Origin of the sequence: Rubritepida flocculans DSM 14296, from assembly GCF_000425365.1 — a bacterium.
Taxonomy (GTDB): Bacteria; Pseudomonadota; Alphaproteobacteria; order Acetobacterales; family Acetobacteraceae; genus Roseococcus; species Roseococcus flocculans.
In genome coordinates, this window is record NZ_AUDH01000002.1 from 175254 (window position 1) to 191137 (window position 15884).

Sequence of the window (15884 nt, forward strand, 5' to 3'; positions counted from 1 at the left end):
GGGCCTACCGCGCGGCGGAGAAGGCATTGAACGTCTGCAGCGTGTAGGTGTCCTTCACCCCCGGCACGCTCTGCACCTTCTCGACCACGAACAGCCCGATGTCCTGGTCCGGCTCCAGATAGAACTTCCCGAGCAGGTCGTACTGGCCGGAAATGGAGTGCATCTCGGAGAGCTCGGCGATGCTGTCGGCCATCTCCCGGGCCACCCGGTAGGCCTGGCCCATCTCGCACTTGATCATGACGAAGATCGCCCGCATCGCCGCCTCCTGTCGCGGGGCGAGATTGCCGCGCGGCCGGGCGGGCGTCCATGCCCGCTGCACCCGGAGCGGGCAGGGGCGGCGCGGCGCGGCGGAGGGCGGGGGCGGCGGGCCGCTTGCGGGGGCGGCCGCCCGCGCCCACTCTGCGCGCATGAGCCTTCCGCAACCCGCGCCAGACCGCGGCGGCCCCGCGCAGCCCCTCCTCGCGCTCGAGGGGCTGGTCAAGCATTTCCCGCTGAAGGGCGGGCTGTTCGGCCGCACCCGTGCGGTGGTGCGCGCGGTGGATGGGGTGAGCTTCACGGTGGCGAAGGGCGAGACGCTCGGCATCGTGGGCGAGAGCGGCTGCGGCAAATCCACCACCGCCCGGCTGCTGATGCGGCTGATGGAGCCCGACGCGGGCAGCATGATCTTCGACGGCGAGCCGGTGGGCGAGAACGAGCAGGCCGGCGGCGTCTCGCTGCGCGACTATCGCCGCCAGGTGCAGATGGTGTTCCAGGACAGCTACGCCTCGCTCAACCCGCGCCTGCCCATCGAGGAGAGCATCGCCTTCGGCCCGCGCGTGCATGGGCTGCCGGCGGGCGAGGCGGTGCAGCGCGCGCGGGAGTTGCTGGGCGCCGTCGGCCTCGCGCCCGAGAGCTTCGCCCGCCGCTACCCGCACGAGCTTTCGGGCGGCCAGCGCCAGCGGGTGAACATCGCCCGCGCGCTGGCGCTGCGCCCGCGCCTCGTGATCCTGGACGAGCCGGTCTCCGCCCTCGACAAGTCGGTGGAGGCGCAGGTGCTGAACCTGCTGGTGGACCTCAAGGAGGGCTTCGGCCTCACCTACGTCTTCATCAGCCACGACCTCAACGTGGTGCAGTACATCAGCGACCGCGTGCTGGTGATGTATCTGGGCGAGGTGGCGGAGATGGGCCCCGTGGGCGCGATCTACGACCGCCCGGCGCACCCCTACACCCAGGCCCTGCTGGCTTCGCGGCCCTCGATGGACCCGGCGCGCCGCCGCACGAAGCCGCCCCTGACGGGCGATCCGCCCAACCCCGTCAACCCGCCCTCGGGCTGCCGCTTCCGCACCCGCTGCCCGCATGCCGAGGAGGTCTGCGCCGCGCGCAAGCCGAACATGGCCGCGCTGGGCGAGGGGCATGTCGCGGCCTGCCACATGGCCGATCCGGCCAGCGGCCACTCCAAGGCCGGTTCGGCGCTGGAGGCGGTGGCGTGAGCGCGGCGCTGGACGAGGCGCGGCCCGCCCCCGGCGCCGCGCGCCCGCTGGTGCGCCTGCGCGACCTGCACGTCACCTTCGCCACGCGGGACCGCACGGTGCACGCGGTGAACGGCGTGGACCTCGACCTCGCGGCGGGCGAGGTGCTCTGCATCCTGGGCGAATCCGGCTCGGGCAAGTCGGTCACCATGCGCGCGCTGATGCGCCTGCTGCCGCGCTTCGCGCGCATCACCGGCGGCATCGAGGTGGCGGGGCGCGACGTCACCGCGATGAGCGAGCGCGAGCTGGCCGATTTCCGCGGCGGCGAGGTCGCGATGATCTTCCAGGAGCCGATGACGGCGCTCGACCCCGTCTTCACCATCGGCCGGCAGATCGCCGAGACGGTGCAGCGGCACGAGGGCGTCTCGCGCCAGGCGGCCGAGGCGCGGGCGCTGGAGCTGCTGGAGCTGGTGCAGATCCCCTCCGCCCGGCGCCGCCTCGCCGCCTATCCGCACGAGCTCTCGGGCGGGCTGCGCCAGCGCGCCATGATCGCCGTGGCGCTGGCCTGCAAGCCCAAGCTGCTGCTGGCCGACGAGCCGACCGCCGCGCTGGACGCCACGGTGCAGATACAGGTTCTGCTCCTGCTGCGCGAGCTGCAGCGCGAGCTCGGCATGGGCGTGATCTTCGTCACCCATGACCTCGGCGTGGCGGGCGAGATCGCGGACCGTGTGGCCGTGATGTATGCGGGCCGCGTGGTGGAGGAGGGGCCGGTGGCCGCGCTGATGGCGGGGCCGCTGCACCCCTATCCGCAGGGGCTGCTCGGGGCCACCGTGCATGCGGGGATGCGCGGCCGGCGGCTGACCACCATTCCCGGCGCGCCGCCGCTGCTCGACGTGGTGCCCGCAGGCTGCGCCTTCCACCCGCGCTGCCCGCATGCGGAGGACGCCTGCCTCGCCGCCGTGCCGGCCATGCGCTCGCCTTCGCCGGGGCGGCGCGCGCGCTGCCTGCGCGTGCCGGACGGTGACGTATCGTAACAAGCCGGGGGGACCGGGCTTGCGCGCGTGCAAGCCCGTCGCCACAACCGGGACATCATCCTGCGGGGGCGCCCATGCGGGTCATGGTCCAACTCGGCATTCTCGCGGCGCTGGCCGGCGGCGCCTATGTCTGGTACAGCCAGGCGGAGAACTGGGGCGTGCCGCGGCCGCTGGCGCTGCTCGGCCTCGAGGCTCCGGCCCAGCGCCAGGCGCCGCGCGGCGGCCCGCCCGGCGGGCAGGTGCCCGTGGTGGTGGCCCCCGTGCGCATCGGCGAGGTGGTGGAGCGCATCGAGAGCGTGGGCACGGTGCGCGCGCGCGAGGCGGTGACCATCACCACCAAGGTGGCCGGCATCGTCACCGCCGTGCGCTTCGAGGAGGGCCAGCGCGTGCGCGAGGGCCAGGTGCTTCTGGAGCTCGACTCCGCGGCGCTGCAGGCCGAGCTCGACCAGGCGCGCGCCGCGCTCGACAACGCGCGCCAGCAGCTCGCCCGCGCCCGCGCCCTGCCCGCCGGCCAGGCGGTGGCCCAGGCGCGGGTGGACGAGCTCGAGACCCTGGCCCGCGCCGCCGAGGGCCGGGTGCGCCAGACCCAGGCGCGCATCGAGGAGCTGCGCCTCACCGCGCCCTTCGAGGGGCGGGTGGGGCTGCGCCAGGTCAGCCCCGGCGCGCTGATCCAGCCCGGCACCGCCGTGACGACGCTCGACGACATCAGCCGGGTGCGCGTGGAGTTCTCGGTGCCCGAGGTGCATTTCGCCCGGGTGCAGGTGGGCAGCCGCGTGCTCGCCCGCAGCGCGGCCTATGGCAACCGCCGCTTCGAGGGGCGGGTCGCCATCATCGACACGCGCATCGACCCCGCCACCCGCACCATCCGCCTCGTCTCCGAGTTCGACAACCCGGACGAGGCGCTGAAGCCCGGCCTCTTCCTCACCGTCGAGCTCACCCTGGAAAGCCGCCCCAGCGCGCTGCTGATCCCGGAGGAGGCGCTGGATCCGGTGGGCGAGCGCAACTACGTCTACGCCATCCGCGACGGCCGGGCGCGGCGCGTGGAGGTGGCGCTGGGCCTGCGCCTGCCGGGCGAGGTGGAAATCCGCCAGGGCCTCTCCGCCGGCGACCAGGTGGTGGTGCGCGGGCTGCAGCGCCTGCGCCCCGACGCCCCCGTGCGCGTGACCGAGACCATGACCCGCCCGACGAGCTGAAGGCCCGCCGCGCATGATCCTCTCCGACCTCTCCATCAAGCGCCCGGTCTTCGCCACCGTGGTGAGCCTGATGATGATCGTGCTCGGCCTCGCCTCGCTCATGCGCCTGCCGATCCGCGAGCTGCCGCAGATCGACCCGCCCATCATCCAGGTGACGACTCAGTACATCGGCGCCTCGGCCGCGGTGGTGGACACCCAGATCACCGAGCTGATCGAGGCCGCGGTGGCCGGCATCGAGGGCATCAAGACCATCACTTCCACCTCGCGCGACGAGCGCAGCCAGGTGGTGATCGAGTTCAACCTCTCGCGCGACGTGGACGCGGCGGCGAACGACGTGCGCGACCGCGTGGCGCGCGCGCTGAACCGGCTGCCCGAGGCCGCGGACCAGCCGGTGGTGCAGAAGCAGGACGGCGATTCCCGGCCGATCCTCTGGATCGCCCTCTCCTCCGACCGCCACTCGGGCATGGAGATCACCGACATTGCGCGCCGGCGCATGCTCGACCGTCTCGCCATCGTGGACGGGGTGGCGCAGGTGATCGTGCAGGGCGAGCGGCGCTTCTCCATGCGCATCTGGCTCGACCGCCAGGCGCTGGCCGCGCGCGGGCTGACCGTGCAGGACGTGGAGGACGCGATCCGGCGCGAGAACGTCGAGCTGCCCGGCGGGCGGCTCGACTCGCTGCAGCGCGAGCTCACCGTGCGCACCGACACGCGCATGAACCGGCCCGAGCAGTTCCGCAGCATCGTCGTCGCCCGCCAGGGGGGCGCGCAGGTGCTGCTGGGCGACGTGGCGACGGTGGAGATCGCGCCCGAGGACACGCGCGGCGAGTATCGCATCAACGGCCGGCCCGCCATCGGCCTCGGCATCCTGCGGCAGAGCACGGCGAACACGCTCTCCGTCGCGAACGGCGTGAAGGCCGAGGTGGCGCGCATCGCGCCCTCCCTGCCCGAGGGCATGCAGGTGACCTACGGCTTCGACGAGAGCCTGTTCATCAGCCAGTCCATCTACGAGGTGCAGCACGCGCTGATGATCGCGCTCGCCCTCGTGGTGGGCGTGATCTTCCTGTTCCTGCGCAGCTTCCGCGCCACCATCATCCCGGCGGTGGCGATTCCGGTCTCCATCATCGCCTCCTTCGCGGCGATGGCGGCGATGGGCTTCTCGCTGAACATCCTCACCCTGCTCGGCCTCGTGCTCGCCATCGGCCTCGTGGTGGACGATGCGATCGTGGTGCTGGAGAACGTGCACCGGCGCATCGAGGAGGGCGAGGAGCCGCTGCTGGCCGCCGTGCGCGGCTCGCGCGAGATCGCCTTCGCGGTGCTGGCCACCACGCTGGTGCTGATCGCGGTGTTCGTGCCGCTCTCCTTCATGGAGGGCAATGTGGGGCGGCTGTTCACCGAGTTCGGCCTCGCCCTCGCCGCCTCGGTGGCCTTCTCGGGGCTGGTGGCGCTGACGCTGACGCCGATGATGTGCAGCAAGCTGCTGACATCGGCCTCCGGCCATAGCTGGATCATCCGCCGCACCGAGCCCGTCTTCCACTACATGAACGCGGGCTTCCGCTGGACGCTGCGCGGGGCGCTGAAGGCGCCGATCATCACCCTCGGCCTCGCGGCCTCGCTCTCGGGCCTCGCGGTGATCCTGTTCAACATCGTGCCCAAGGAGTTCACCCCCACCGAGGACCGCGGCGTGGTCATCATCCCGATGACCGGCCCCGAGGGCGCCAACCCGAACTACATGCGCGAGCACGCCCTGCGCGCCGAGGCCATCGGCGCCGAATACGTCGCGCGGGGCGAGGCGGCCTCGGTCTTCGCCACCATGGGCGGCTTCCAGCGCCCGCCCATCGGCAATGTGGCGAACGTCTTCATCCGCCTCGCACCCTGGCACGAGCGCGAGCGCAAGGCGCAGGCCATCGCCGCCGAAATCTTCCCGCGCGTGGCCGCCATGCCGGGCGTGCGCGCCTTCACCCTGGTGCCGCCCTCGCTCGGCCAGTCCGGCTTCCAGCCGCCCATCCAGTTCGTGATCGGCGGGCCCGACTACGCCACGCTGGTGGAGTGGCGCGACGCCTTCATGGAGCGCGCGCGCCAGAACCCGCGCCTGCTGAACCTCGACTCCAACTTCCGCGAGACCAAGCCCGAAATCCGCGTGGACGTGGACCGGCGCAAGGCGGCCGAGCTCGGCATCTCCATCCAGGCCATCGGCCGCACCATCGAGACCATGCTCGGCTCGCGCGAGGTGGGCACCTATGTGGATGGCGGGCAGGAATACCGCGTGCTGCTGCAGGCGCACGAGACGAACCGCGCCACGCCTTACGACCTCGAGAACATCTTCATCCGCGGGGCGGGCGGGCTCGTGCCGCTCTCCAACGTGGTGGTGCTGAGCGAGCGCGCGCGGCCGCAGCAGCTCTCGCGCGCCGACCGCGTGCGCGCCATCACCATCACCGCCTCGCTCGCGCCGGGCTATGCGCTCGGCGATGCGCTCGACTTCATGGACGCCATCGCGGCCGAGGTGCTGCCCTCCGAGGCGCGCATCTCCTACCGCGGCCAGTCGCTGGAGTTCCGCGACAGCTCCTCGGCGCTCTACGTCACCTTCCTGCTCGCGCTGATCGTCGTGTACCTGGTGCTGGCGGCGCAGTTCGAGAGCTTCATCCACCCCTTCATCATCCTGCTCTCCACCCCGCTCGCGGTCACGGGCGGGCTGCTCGCGCTGCACCTGACGGGGCAGACGCTGAACATCTTCTCGCAGATCGGCATGATCCTGCTGATCGGGCTGATGGCGAAGAACGGCATCCTGGTGGTGGAGTTCGCCAACCAGCTCCGCGACCGCGGGCTTTCGATCTTCGACGCGGCGCTGGAGGCGAGCGTGGTGCGCCTGCGCCCCATCCTGATGACCTCGATCGCCACGGTGCTGGGCGCCGTGCCGCTCGCCATGGCCACGGGCGCGGGGGCGGAGAGCCGCATGGCGCTGGGCGTGGTGATCGTCGGCGGCATCAGCCTCTCCACCTTCGTCACCCTCTACGCCATCCCCGCGCTCTACGTGATGCTCGCGCGCTTCACCAAGCCCATCGGCCACATCGAGCGCGCGCTGAAGGATCTGGAAGCGCGCGCGCCGGCGGTGGGCGACGAGGCGGCGAAATACGCGAAGAAGGGCGGCGGCCAGCCCGCCCCGGCGGAGTGACGCGCCCGCCCCGCTGATCTAGTTTCCCCGGCGCAAGCCTTGGGGGAGAGAGCCGGCATGGCGAAGGGAATGCAGGAACGCAGCGGCGGGCAGTTGCTGGCCGATGCGCTGGTGGCCAACGGCGCGAGCCATGTCTTCGCCGTGCCGGGCGAGAGCTACCTCGACCTGCTGGACGGGCTCTACGCCGTGCGCAACCGCATCCAGCTCATCACCTGCCGCTTCGAGGCCGGCGCGGTCCACATGGCCGAGGCGCAGGGCAAGCTGACCGGCAAGCCGGGCGTGGCGATCGTCACGCGCGGCCCGGGGGCCTGCCATGCCGCCATCGGCGTTCATGTGGCGATGCAGGATTCCACGCCGCTCGTGCTGCTCGTCGGCCAGATCCCGGTGGAGGAGACGGACCGCGAGAGCTTCCAGGAGGTGGACTACCGCCGGATGTTCTCGCCGCTCGCGAAATGGGTGACGCAGATCGACGACGCGCGCCGCATCCCCGAGATCATGGCGCACGCCTTCGACGTGGCGGTGAGCGGACGCCCCGGCCCGGTCGTCGTCGCCATCAGCGAGGAGATGCAGAAGCACCGCGTGGCCGTGCCGGACATCGGGCCGCAGCGCGTGCTGCCCGCCCACCCCGCGCCCGAGGCCATCGGAGAGGTGATGGCGCTGCTGGCCAGGGCCGAGCGGCCGCTCGCCATCCTCGGCGGCAGCCGATGGACCGCCGCCGGCAAGGCTGCCATCCGCGACTTCCTGGTGGGCAACGACATCCCCGTGGCCGTCGCCTTCCGCCGCCAGGGCCTGTTCGACGGCACCAGCGCGCATTACGCGGGCGATCTTGGCGTGGGCGCGGATCCCGGGCTCGTCGCCGCGGCGAAGAGGGCGGACCTGATCCTCGCCATCGGCACCCGGATCGGCGAGCCGGTGAGCCAGGGATACACGCTGCTCGACATGGCGGGTGCGACGCCCATCGTGCATGTCCATCCCGAGCAGAGCGAGATCGGCCGCGTCTATCGCGTCGCGCTCGGCGTCACCAGCGACGTGAACGCCTTCGCGCTCGCCATGGCCGGGCAGCGGGTGGCCGCGCCCCGCTGGGGCGCCTGGCGGCAGGAGGTGCGCGCCGCGCGCGAGGCGCAGGCCGTGGCGCCCGAATACGAAGGCCCGCTCAACCTCGCCCGCGCGCTGCAGGCGCTGGAGAAGGAGCTGCCGCAGGACGCGATCTTCGCCACCGACGCCGGCAACTTCGCCACCTGGCCCACGCGCTTCATGCATGTGAAGGAGGGGCAGGATTTCCTCGGCCCCACCAACGGCGCGATGGGATATGGCGTGCCCGCGGCCATCGGCGCGGCCATCGTGCAGCCGGGGCGGCAGGTGATCTGCTTCGTGGGCGATGGCGGCTTCCTGATGACGGGGCAGGAGATCGCCACCGCCTTCCACCATGGCGTCGCGCCCATCGTGCTCGTGTTCAACAACCGGATGTACGGCACCATCCGGATGTACCAGGAGCGCACCTATCCCGAGCGCGTCTCCGGCACCGAGCTCACCAACCCGGACTTCGCGAAGTTCATCGAGGCCTTCGGCGGCCATGGCGAGGTGGTGGAGCGCACCGAGGATCTCGTGCCCGCCTACCGGCGCGCGACGGCGAGCGGAAAGCCCGCCATCATCGAGATCCGGATGAACCCCGAGCAGGTGACGAACCGCGCCACCATCGCCGATCTGCGCGCCCAGGCGCGGCGCTGATACGGCCGGCGGGGGGCCGGCGTATCAGGCCGCCACCTCCACCAGCACCAGCTCCGCCTCCTCCTCGGCGCGGATGACGAGCTCCGCCTCGTCGCGGATCGCCGCACCGTCGCGCGCGGAAAGCGCCGCGCCGTTCACCGTCACGCGGCCGCGCGCGGGCACGAGATAGGCGGCGCGGCCGGAGGCGAGCGGCTGGCGCAGCTCCTGCCCCGGCGCGAGGGTGGCGGCCATCACCGCCGCATCGGCGTTGATGGGCAGCGCGCCGGCTTCGGCATCGCCCGCCCGGCCGCCGGCCAGCACCTCGAAGCGCGCCTCGCGCCCGGCCTTGGGGAAGGACTTCGCGCCCCAGTTCGGGCTCGCTCCCGCGCGGTCGGGGATGATCCAGATCTGGAAGATGCGAGTCGTGCCGGGCTCCAGGTTGTACTCGCTGTGCACCACGCCCGTGCCGGCCGACATGATCTGCACGTCGCCCGCCTCGGTGCGGCCCTCATTGCCCATGCTGTCGCGGTGGGTGATCGCCCCCTCGCGGACATAGGTGATGATCTCCATGTCGCGGTGCGGGTGCGGGTCGAAGCCCGTGCCGGGGGCGATCTCGTCGTCGTTCCACACGCGCAGCCGGCCCCAGCCCATGCGCGCGCGGTCCTGGTAATGGCCGAAGGAGAAGTGGTGGCGCGCCTTGAGCCAGCCGAAATCGGCGCCGCCGAGGCTCGCGAAGGGGCGGATGTCGATCATGGTCGTGATCCCGAGGGGCCGCCTGTGGCCCCGTTGCGCGCCAGATAGCGATGCGCGCGGCCCCGCGCCATGCCGCGCGCGGGATCGCCTCCATTCAGCGCGGTGATGGCCGCGCCGGCCGCATCAATGCGCGGCGCGGTCTTTCGCGTCGTAGTGCCGCTTCACGATGCCGTAGCCGTAGAACAGGCCGAAGGCGGCGAGCATGAGGCCCCAGGCGTAGAAATAGCCCTCGGCCACCGCGACGATGAGCAGGCCGACCAGCACCATCACCGCGGCCAGCGCCATGAACAGGATGGAGGAGACGGGCATCAGCGGGGATCCTTCTTCCGTGGGGTTTCGTCGTCGAACAGGATGCGCGCGGCCGCCCCGTCGAGATCCTCGAACTGGCCGGAGCGCAGCGCGTAGAGAAAGGCCGCGAGGCCGATGAGCCCGAGCGCGAGGGCGGCCGGAATGAGCCAGACCAGGATGTCCATCAGCGCCGCCCCCCGCCTTCGAGCCTCAGCGCATTGCCGATCACCGCCAGCGAGGAGGAGGCCATGACCAGCGCCGCGATCAGCGGCGTGGCGTAGCCCGCGATGGCGACCGGCACCGCCACGATGTTGTAGAGGAAGGAGAAGCCGATGTTCTGCGCCGCCACCCGCTGGGCGCGGCGCGCGCGCTCCACCGCCTCGGCCAGCGGCAGCAGCCCGCCGCCCTGCAGCACGAAGTCGCTCGCGGCCTGCGCCACGTCCATGCCGCTGGCGGGTGCGGCGGAGACATGGGCGCAGGCCAGCGCGGCCGCGTCGTTCACGCCGTCGCCCACCATCAGCACGCGCCGCCCCTGGGCGGCGAGCTCGGCGATGCGCGCGGCCTTGCGCGCAGGGGAGGCGCCCCCCTCCCAGGCCGCGATGCCGACTTCGGCGGCGACGCGCTCCACCACCTCCGGCGCATCGCCCGAGAGCAGCTCCACCCCGAGCCCGGCGGCGCGGAAGGCCGCCACGGCGGCGGCGGCGTCCTCGCGCAGCGAATCCTCGAAGCGGAACACCACGGGCGGATGGCCGGGGCGGGTGAAATGCAGACTCATCCCCCGCGGATCGGGCGGCAGGCCGCAGAAGCCCGCCGCGCCGAGCCGCGCCTCGCCGAGCGCGAGGCCCTGGCCCGGCGTCTCCACCGCGCCCTCGGCGAGCGGCGCATCGGGGCAGGCGCGCAACAGCGCCTGGGCGAGCGGGTGGCGGCTCGCGCGCGCAAGGCTCGCGGCGGCGCGCAGATCCTCCTCCGTCCAGTCGCCGGGCAGCAGGCGCGGGCGGCCTTCGGTCAGCGTGCCCGTCTTGTCGAGCACCACATGGTCGGCGCTGGCCAGGCGCTCCAGCGCGGTGGCGGAGGCCACCAGCACGCCGCGCCGGAACAGCGCGCCCGAGGTCACGACCTGCACCGAGGGCACGGCGATGGCGAGCCCGCAGGGGCAGGTGATGATGAGCGCGGCCACCGCGGGCACCAGCGCCGCCTGCCAGGGCAGGCCGCCCAGGAACCACCAGCCGAGAAAGGTGAGCAGCGCGATGGCGTGCGCGATGGGCACATAGATGCGCGCCGCGCGGTCGGCCAGGGCGGGGAAGCGGCCGCGCGCCTGCTCGGCGCGCTCGATCAGCCGGCCCATGGCGGCGAGGGAGCCCTCGGCGGCGCGGGCCGTGACGCGCGCGACGAAGGGCGCGCCCATGTTCACGCCGCCCGCGGCCAGCGCCTCGCCGCGGGAGAAGCGCCGCGGCAGGCTCTCGCCCGTGGTCGCGGCGGTGTCGAGCAGCGCCTCCTCCGATTCCAGCACGGCGTCGAGGCGCAGCCTCTCCCCGGCCGCGACGAGGATGCGCGCGCCGGGCGCCACGCGCTCGACGGGAACGGGGGCGGGGGCGCCCAGCACCTGCACCTGCCCCTCCTGCAGCGCGAGGAGTTCCGCCACCGACTGCCGCGCGCGCCGCCGCGCCGCGCGGTCGAGCAGCCGCCCCGCGAGCATGAGCGCGAGCAGCGCCGTCGCGCCGTCGAACCAGGTGTACTCGCCGTTGCGCAGCGTCTCGGAGAAGGACATCGCCGTGGTGGCGAGCACGCCGAGCGAGACGGCGCTGTCCATGTTCAGCCGCCCCGCGCGCAGCCCCCGCCAGGCGCCGCGGTAGAGCGGCATGCCCGCGACCAGCACCGTGGGCATGCCGATCAGCGCGGCGAGCCAGTGCATGAGGTGGCGCGTCTGCTCGCCCATGTCGATGCCGGCCCAGACCGGCACCGAGACGAGCATCACGTTCATCGCCCCGAAGGCGGCGATGCCGAGGGCGCGGAGCAGCTCCCGCCCCTCCGCGTCGTCGCTCGCGCGCAGGCAGGCGGGCGAGAAGGGCGCGACGCGGAAGCCGAGCCGCGCGATCAGCGCGGCGAAATCATTGGCGCGCGCGGCCGGCCCCTCCCAGGCGAGAGTGAGACGGCGCGTGGAGAGGTTCGCGCGGGCGCGCCGCACATCCGGCTCCGCATGCAGCGCCTGTTCGACGAGCCAGACGCAGGCGCCGCAGGTGAGGCCGGAGACGACGAGCTCCAGCCGGTGCAGGCCCGGCTTCTCCTCCAGCGCATGCGCTGCGAAGTCGGCGGGCGGCGCCTCGACGGGGCGCAGCGTGCCGGCGGCCATCGCGCGCTTGCGGTAGAAGGCCTCGAGGCCGAGCCCCTGCACCAGGTGGTGCGCGCCCTCGCAGCCCGCGCAGCAGAAGCGCCCCGCACCGGGCGGCACGGGCGCGCCGCAATGCGCGCAGGCCGGCGCGCTCTGCGGCGCCTCCGCGGCAGGGGCGCGGCCGAGCACGCTCACGGCAGCAGCAGCCTCTGGCGGATGTCGAGGTGGCGGCCCTGGCCGTCGGTCAGCGTGCCGCGGAACTCCCACTGGCCGGGGCGCAGTTCGGGCAGGTCGAAGCCCTGGCGCGGGGTGGCCGCACCGAGCTCCACGCGCGTGCCCTCGAGCGGGCGCACGAGATGCGCCTCGATCACGCCCTCCACCGGGCGGCCCTCGCGGTCGGTCACCGCGACCGCGATGCGGCCATCGCGCAGGGCGACGCGCGGCGTCCAGCCCAGCGCGTCCTGGCGGGCGGCCTCCTCCAGCACCCGGTTGTAGGCGCGGCCGCGGTCGTAGCTCTGGCCCGTGGTGAGTCCCGGGAAGGTGCTGAGCGCGGCCCAGATCATGACCCCGTTCACCACCACGACGACGAGCATGCCGCCCACGAAGATCCAGGGAATCCAGCCGCTGCGGCGCGGGGTGGCGGTGCTCTGGCTCATCGGCGCGGCCCCAGGAAGCTGCTCTGCTGGGCCAGCACGCTGCGTCCCTGCGCGTCCAGCAGGCGGAAGGTGATGGGCGTGCTCTCCGGCAGGTTGAGGCCCGCAGGCGCGGTGACCAGGGCGCGCCACTGGGTGATGCCGTCGTCGCGCGTCGTGATCACCGGCCGGCCCGCCGCGTCCTGCTCGGCGTCCTGCACCGTCAGCCGCAGGCCCTGCGGGCCTTCGAGGGCCACGGCGAGGTGCAGCGTCGCGCCCCGGCCCTTGTTGGCGAGCTTGAGCGTGTAGCCGTTGCGGATGCCGCCGTCGGAGAGGGTGACGTAGAGGGGCGCGCGGTCGCGCTGCACGGAGAGGGTGAGCGTCTCGCGCATCAGCCAGGCGCCGAGCATGACGAGCAGCACCGCGCTCAGCACCCCGGCATAGACCAGGGTGCGCGGGCGGATCACCTTCTGCGGCCGGCGCACTGCCATGCCGGCGGCCAGCCGTTCGGGCCCCGGCGCCATGCCCCTGGTCGCGGCCTGGGAGGCGGCGAGGTTCTTCAGCGTCTCGAAGGCGATCAGCCCCTTCTCGCGGCCGAGCTTGGCCATCACGTCGTCGCAGGCGTCCACGCAGAGGCCGCAGCCGATGCATTCGAGCTGCTGGCCGTCGCGGATGTCGATGCCGGTGGGGCAGACATGCACGCAGGCCTTGCAGTCCACGCAGTCGCCATGCGCCGCGTCCGGCTTGCCGCGCGGCTCGCCGCGCCAGTCGCGGTAGGTGACGACGAGGCTGTTCTCGTCGAGCATCGCGCCCTGGAAGCGCGGCCAGGGGCACATGTAGGTGCACACCTGCTCGCGCGCCGCGCCGGCCAGAACATAGGTGGTGGCCGTGAACAGCGCGAAGAAGCCATAGACGGCGAGCGAGGCGCGGCCGGTCAGGATGTCCACCGTCACGGTCGGCGCGTCGTTGAAGTACATGATCCAGGCGCCGCCCGTGGCCATGGCGATGGCGAGCCAGGCGGCGTGCTTGACCAGCTTGAGCCGCCACCAGCGCGCGTCCCGTGGGCCGTGGTCGAGCTTCATGCGGGCGTTGCGGTCGCCCTCGATGCGCCGTTCCACCCACATGAACAGGTCGGTCCAGACGGTCTGGGGGCAGGTGAAGCCGCACCAGATGCGCCCGAAGAGCGAGGTGACGGCGAAGAGGCCGATCGCGCCCAGCACCAGAAGGCCGGTGAGGAAATACACCTCCTGCGGCCAGATCTCGAACCAGAAGAAGAACAGGCGCGCATGCGCCATGTCCACCAGAACGGCCTGGTCGGGCACGCCCTCCCCGCGGTCCCAGCGGATCCAGGGAACGACGTAGTAGAGCGAGAGCAGCACCGCCAGCACCGCCCATTTCACGCGCCGCACCGGGCCGGACACCGCCCGCGGATAGACCTTCTGGTGCTTGGCGTAGAGCGAGGGCTCGCTGGAGGTGGAGGACACGCCGCTCTCCTTCCCTGGTGGCTTGCCCGGCGCAAGCGCGTTCATGGCCGCCCCCTCACTCCCCGCCGCCGAGGGCGTGGACGTAGACGGTCAGCATGTTGATGGTGGCGGGATCGAGCCGCCCGCGCCAGGAGGGCATGACGCCCGCGCGGCTGTAGGAGATGCTGCGCACGATGCTCGCCTTGTCGCCGCCGTAGAGCCAGATGCGGTCGTTCAGGCGCGGCGCGCCCATGTCGCGGTTCCCCTCGCCGCGCTCGCCGTGGCAGGAGGCGCAGTTCTCGGCGAAGAGCTCTGCGCCGCGCTGCGCCGCGGCCCGGTCCGTCGCGCGATCGGTGAGGGAGAGCACATGCTCCGCCACGTCGTTGATCTGCGCGAGGGTGAGCATCTGCGTCGCCAGATAGGCGGGCATGGCGATGCCGCGCTCCTCGTCGCTCTCGCCGGCGCGCACGCCGTGGGAGATGGTGTGGTGGATGGCCTCGAAGCTGCCGCCGTAGATCCAGTCGTCGTCGGCGAGGCTCGGGAAGCCGCCCGCCGCGCCCTGTCCGCCCGCGCCGTGGCAGCCGGCGCAGTTGTTGGCGAAGGCCACGCGCCCGCCGGCCATGGCGAAGGCGCGCAGCTCGGGGTCGGCGGCGATCTGCTCGGGCGTCGCGGCGCGGATGCGGGCGAGCATGGGCTCCATCCGCGCCCGGCTCTGCTCGAGCTGGGCGGGCAGCGCGCCGCGCGCGGTCCAGCCCGTGAGCCCGGTGGCGCCGGTGATGGGCAGGGCCGGGTAGAGCACCACCCACACCAGCGAGAACAGCACCGTGGCGTAGAAGGTGTAGAGCCACCACTTCGGCAAGGGCGTGTTGAGCTCCTTCAGCCCGTCCCACTCGTGGCCGGTGGTGTTCTGGCCGGAGAGGCTGTCCTTTTCGATCTTCGTCGGCATGGTGTTGCCTTTCCTCAGCCGTTCTTCTCGTCGCGGAAGATCATCTCGCCGCGGCGGCGCCATTCCTCGCGCCGCGAGGGGCGCATCACCCAGATCAGGATCCCGCCGAAGAGCAGGAAGAACCAGACGACCCAGAGGGTGGAGAAGAGGGGTTGCAGCTCGGCCATCGCCGCCTCCTCACTGCTGACGGAGCTGGGCGGGCGTCACGTCGCGGAAGTCCACGAGCGTGCCCAGCATCTGCAGATAGGCCACCAGCGCGTCCATCTCGGTCACCACCGCGGGGTTGCCGTCGAAGGCGGCCTGGCGGGCGCGGGCGTAGCGGGACTGGAAGCCCGCCGCGTCGCGGTCGGGGCGGGCCTGCGCCTCCAGATCGGCCCGCGCATTCGCCACCATCTCGTCCGTGTAGGGCACGCCGAGGGCGCGCAGCGCGCGCAGATGCTGCTCGATGTTGCGGTAGTCGAGCGGCCGGTCGAGGAAGGCGTAGGGCGGCATCACGCTGCCCGGCACCAGCGCGCGCGGATCGCGCAGATGCGCCGCGTGCCAGTCGTCGGAGTAGCGGCCGCCGACGCGCGCCAGATCCGGCCCCGTGCGCTTCGAGCCCCACTGGAAGGGATGGTCGTACATGCTCTCGGCGGCGAGCGAGTAGTGGCCGTAGCGCTCGGCCTCGTCGCGGAATGGGCGCACCATCTGGCTGTGGCAGACGTAGCAGCCTTCGCGCACGTAGATGTTGCGGCCCATCAGCTCGAGCGGCGTGTAGGGGCGCACGCCCTGCACGCGCTCGATGGTGCTCTCCACCGTGAAGAGCGGCACGATCTGCGCGAGCCCGCCGATCGAGACGGTGATGAGCGAGAGCACGGCGAGCAGGATGACGTTCCGCTCGATGGTGCCGTGGGTGAAGTTCTTCAGCATGGCGTGGGCTCCC

The 15884-nt window shown here is 72.6% G+C and carries 15 protein-coding genes; 5 read left to right on the forward strand and 10 right to left on the reverse strand.

The window, feature by feature from the left end:
* Positions 1–4: 4 nt before the first annotated feature.
* Positions 5–409, reverse strand: coding sequence for an Lrp/AsnC ligand binding domain-containing protein (locus H596_RS25040; protein ID WP_456307584.1), 405 nt, complete (start codon positions 407–409; stop codon positions 5–7).
* Between H596_RS25040 and H596_RS0103395 the strand changes: the two genes are divergently transcribed.
* The 5 genes from H596_RS0103395 (at position 408) to H596_RS0103415 (ending at position 8572) form a co-directional block, all read left to right on the forward strand.
* Positions 408–1469 carry an ABC transporter ATP-binding protein gene (locus H596_RS0103395; RefSeq protein ID WP_027283705.1) on the forward strand — a complete coding sequence of 354 codons (1062 nt, stop codon included), beginning with the start codon at positions 408–410 and terminating at the stop codon, positions 1467–1469. The two genes, H596_RS25040 and H596_RS0103395, sit on opposite strands and share 2 nt — an antisense overlap.
* Entirely contained in the window at positions 1466–2482 is a 1017-nt protein-coding gene (locus H596_RS0103400; RefSeq protein WP_245583946.1) for an ABC transporter ATP-binding protein, read from the forward strand. The genes H596_RS0103395 and H596_RS0103400 overlap by 4 nt, the downstream gene beginning before the upstream one ends.
* 74 nt (positions 2483–2556) lie before the next feature.
* Complete coding sequence (locus tag H596_RS19870) at positions 2557–3675, forward strand: efflux RND transporter periplasmic adaptor subunit (RefSeq protein ID WP_084602548.1); 1119 nt, start codon at positions 2557–2559, stop codon at positions 3673–3675.
* A gap of 13 nt (positions 3676–3688) precedes the next feature.
* Positions 3689–6844 carry an efflux RND transporter permease subunit gene (locus H596_RS0103410; RefSeq protein ID WP_027283707.1) on the forward strand — a complete coding sequence of 1052 codons (3156 nt, stop codon included), beginning with the start codon at positions 3689–3691 and terminating at the stop codon, positions 6842–6844.
* Positions 6845–6901: 57 nt separating this feature from the next.
* Positions 6902–8572, forward strand: coding sequence for a thiamine pyrophosphate-dependent enzyme (locus tag H596_RS0103415; protein ID WP_027283708.1), 1671 nt, complete (start codon positions 6902–6904; stop codon positions 8570–8572).
* Positions 8573–8596: 24 nt separating this feature from the next.
* Here the strand turns inward: H596_RS0103415 and H596_RS0103420 are convergent, their stop codons facing one another.
* The 9 genes from H596_RS0103420 to ccoO all read right to left on the reverse strand — a co-directional run bounded on the left by H596_RS0103420 (position 8597) and on the right by ccoO (position 15871).
* The gene (locus H596_RS0103420) at positions 8597–9304 is read right to left on the reverse strand and encodes a pirin family protein (protein ID WP_027283709.1); all 708 of its coding nucleotides are present in this window, start codon (positions 9302–9304) and stop codon (positions 8597–8599) included.
* A 123-nt stretch (positions 9305–9427) separates the two neighbouring features.
* Entirely contained in the window at positions 9428–9613 is a 186-nt protein-coding gene (locus H596_RS0103425; protein WP_027283710.1) for a hypothetical protein, read from the reverse strand.
* The gene (ccoS, locus tag H596_RS23260) at positions 9613–9777 is read right to left on the reverse strand and encodes a cbb3-type cytochrome oxidase assembly protein CcoS (RefSeq protein WP_084602549.1); all 165 of its coding nucleotides are present in this window, start codon (positions 9775–9777) and stop codon (positions 9613–9615) included. Before ccoS ends, H596_RS0103425 begins: the two co-directional genes overlap by 1 nt.
* Positions 9777–12116 (reverse strand): heavy metal translocating P-type ATPase, encoded by a 2340-nt coding sequence (locus H596_RS19875; protein WP_245583947.1) that lies wholly within the window; start codon positions 12114–12116, stop codon positions 9777–9779. Before H596_RS19875 ends, ccoS begins: the two co-directional genes overlap by 1 nt.
* Positions 12113–12577 carry a FixH family protein gene (locus H596_RS0103440; RefSeq protein WP_027283711.1) on the reverse strand — a complete coding sequence of 155 codons (465 nt, stop codon included), beginning with the start codon at positions 12575–12577 and terminating at the stop codon, positions 12113–12115. The genes H596_RS19875 and H596_RS0103440 overlap by 4 nt, the downstream gene beginning before the upstream one ends.
* Positions 12574–14037, reverse strand: coding sequence for a cytochrome c oxidase accessory protein CcoG (gene ccoG / locus H596_RS0103445; RefSeq protein ID WP_027283712.1), 1464 nt, complete (start codon positions 14035–14037; stop codon positions 12574–12576). Before ccoG ends, H596_RS0103440 begins: the two co-directional genes overlap by 4 nt.
* A gap of 55 nt (positions 14038–14092) precedes the next feature.
* Complete coding sequence (ccoP, locus tag H596_RS0103450) at positions 14093–14962, reverse strand: cytochrome-c oxidase, cbb3-type subunit III (RefSeq protein ID WP_027283713.1); 870 nt, start codon at positions 14960–14962, stop codon at positions 14093–14095.
* Between the two features lie 14 nt (positions 14963–14976).
* The gene (locus tag H596_RS23265) at positions 14977–15129 is read right to left on the reverse strand and encodes a CcoQ/FixQ family Cbb3-type cytochrome c oxidase assembly chaperone (protein ID WP_084602550.1); all 153 of its coding nucleotides are present in this window, start codon (positions 15127–15129) and stop codon (positions 14977–14979) included.
* A gap of 10 nt (positions 15130–15139) precedes the next feature.
* A complete protein-coding gene (gene ccoO, locus H596_RS0103460; RefSeq protein WP_027283714.1) occupies positions 15140–15871 on the reverse strand; it encodes a cytochrome-c oxidase, cbb3-type subunit II in 732 nt (243 codons plus the stop codon).
* Positions 15872–15884: the final 13 nt, after the last annotated feature.

What these genes read in the sequence shown, in the direction of transcription:
- ccoO (WP_027283714.1), bottom strand. Translation starts at nt 15,871, where the DNA reads ATGCTGAAGAACTTCACCCACGGCACCATCGAGCGGAACGTCATCCTG.
- H596_RS23265 (WP_084602550.1), bottom strand. Translation starts at nt 15,129, where the DNA reads ATGGCCGAGCTGCAACCCCTCTTCTCCACCCTCTGGGTCGTCTGGTTC.
- H596_RS25040 (WP_456307584.1), bottom strand. Translation starts at nt 409, where the DNA reads ATGCGCGCAGAGTGGGCGCGGGCGGCCGCCCCCGCAAGCGGCCCGCCG.
- H596_RS0103395 (WP_027283705.1), top strand. Translation starts at nt 408, where the DNA reads ATGAGCCTTCCGCAACCCGCGCCAGACCGCGGCGGCCCCGCGCAGCCC.
- ccoP (WP_027283713.1), bottom strand. Translation starts at nt 14,962, where the DNA reads ATGCCGACGAAGATCGAAAAGGACAGCCTCTCCGGCCAGAACACCACC.
- H596_RS0103415 (WP_027283708.1), top strand. Translation starts at nt 6,902, where the DNA reads ATGGCGAAGGGAATGCAGGAACGCAGCGGCGGGCAGTTGCTGGCCGAT.
- H596_RS0103440 (WP_027283711.1), bottom strand. Translation starts at nt 12,577, where the DNA reads ATGAGCCAGAGCACCGCCACCCCGCGCCGCAGCGGCTGGATTCCCTGG.
- H596_RS0103420 (WP_027283709.1), bottom strand. Translation starts at nt 9,304, where the DNA reads ATGATCGACATCCGCCCCTTCGCGAGCCTCGGCGGCGCCGATTTCGGC.
- ccoS (WP_084602549.1), bottom strand. Translation starts at nt 9,777, where the DNA reads ATGGACATCCTGGTCTGGCTCATTCCGGCCGCCCTCGCGCTCGGGCTC.
- H596_RS0103425 (WP_027283710.1), bottom strand. Translation starts at nt 9,613, where the DNA reads ATGCCCGTCTCCTCCATCCTGTTCATGGCGCTGGCCGCGGTGATGGTG.
- H596_RS19870 (WP_084602548.1), top strand. Translation starts at nt 2,557, where the DNA reads ATGCGGGTCATGGTCCAACTCGGCATTCTCGCGGCGCTGGCCGGCGGC.
- H596_RS0103410 (WP_027283707.1), top strand. Translation starts at nt 3,689, where the DNA reads ATGATCCTCTCCGACCTCTCCATCAAGCGCCCGGTCTTCGCCACCGTG.